Below are 1,479 nucleotides of genomic sequence, written 5' to 3'. Positions count from 1 at the left end.
CTTGTTGACTGCTGCCTAATTTTATTCTTTGATTTTGGGGGTGGTTTTTCGTCTTCTTTATACCCCTGAACGCTTACTCCACCTTAGATATCAAACTACTAGGCGGATTCTGCCTTCCCTGTGCAGACAAGCCCGTTGTCGGTGTCACCACAGAGCGCCCGCAAGCTTTGTTGGCTTACCTGGTACTGCATCGCGATATCCCGCAAACCCGTCAGCGGCTTGCCTTTCAATTCTGGGCCGATTCAACCGAGGCCCAAGCTCGCACCAACTTGCGCCGGGAATTGCATCACCTGCGTCAGGGACTCCCCGAGGCCGATCGCTACCTGCTGGCGGATGCCAAAACCCTGCAATGGAATCCCCATGCCTCTTTCTTGCTGGATGTGGCTGAGTTTGAACGGGCATTCGCCTCCGCAGAAGCAGCGGAACGAGCCGCAGATGTTAACGGTGCCAGAACAGCCTGGGAGCAAGCGATCGCGCTTTACGGCGGTGATTTGCTGCCGAGTTGTGATGATGATTGGATTTTTCCAGAGCGCGAACACCTGCGACAGAAATTGCTCCATGCTCTCGAATCTCTGACTCGCCTGTCGGAAGCTCAGGGTGATTATCGGGCTGCAATCCGCTCTGCACAGCGCTTACTGGAGATCGATCCGTTGCACGAAACCAGCTACGCAGCTTTGATGCGATCGCACCATTTGAACGGCGATCGCGCCAATGCACTGCAAGTCTACCACCGCTGCCTGACTTTGCTGCGCCAGGAACTAGGAGTTGACCCTAGTGCGAACACTCGCAAGCTCTACGAGCAACTGTTGCTGGAAGAGGCAGCCCCCAACATTCAACCATCCTCTCACTCCGCCGGACCGCCCCAAACGAATTTGTTTCCCTCGCCTGTGGCTTTGTCGCCTCTAGTGGGACGCGATCGCGAATGGGCCTCGATTCAACAGTGGGCAAACCCCATACTGCTTGCGAACTGCGGCGCGATCGCCAGCGCTGAGGCATCGCCAGTGCTCTTGCTCGCGGGCGAACCCGGAATCGGCAAAACTCGCTTGCTGGAGGAGCTGCGATCGATGGAACAGGCGGTGCAAGTGCTGTGGGGACGCGGATTTGCGGCCGAGATGGTGCGACCCTACGGCATCTGGATCGATGCGCTGCGATCGCTCGCGATGCCCTCCACAGGCAACATTCCGCCGGAGCTAGGTTTCTTGCTCCCAGAACTCGGTCAACCAGCGCCAGCCTCGCCCGATATGCCTCCGGCACCCTTGCGCGAACGCAGTCATCTATTTGATGCAGTGGTGCAACTGCTGGCTGAATATGCTGATCGAACTCCGGTGCTGGTAATTTTAGATGACATTCAGTGGATCGATGAAGCTTCATCGGCATTGCTGCACTACGCCATCCGCTTGCTGATTGGAGTTTAGACTAAGCAGGTAAAAAAGTGCGATCGCCCAAAGACTGGCAAACGTCCATACAAGAACGGCAACG

General features: G+C 56.3%; 1 protein-coding gene. It reads left to right on the top strand.

From position 1 onward, the window contains the following. Positions 1–170 precede the first annotated feature (170 nt). The gene (locus QUB33_RS29425; RefSeq protein WP_333358213.1) at positions 171–1,415 is read left to right on the top strand and encodes a BTAD domain-containing putative transcriptional regulator; all 1,245 of its coding nucleotides are present in this window, start codon (positions 171–173) and stop codon (positions 1,413–1,415) included. The last annotated feature ends 64 nt before the right edge of the window (positions 1,416–1,479 follow it).

The organism is Microcoleus sp. B3-A4 (assembly GCF_036705385.1).
Lineage (GTDB): Bacteria > Cyanobacteriota > Cyanobacteriia > Cyanobacteriales > Microcoleaceae > Microcoleus.
Note: the sequence above shows the minus strand (reverse complement) of the source record. Positions and strands in the feature narration are given on the sequence as shown.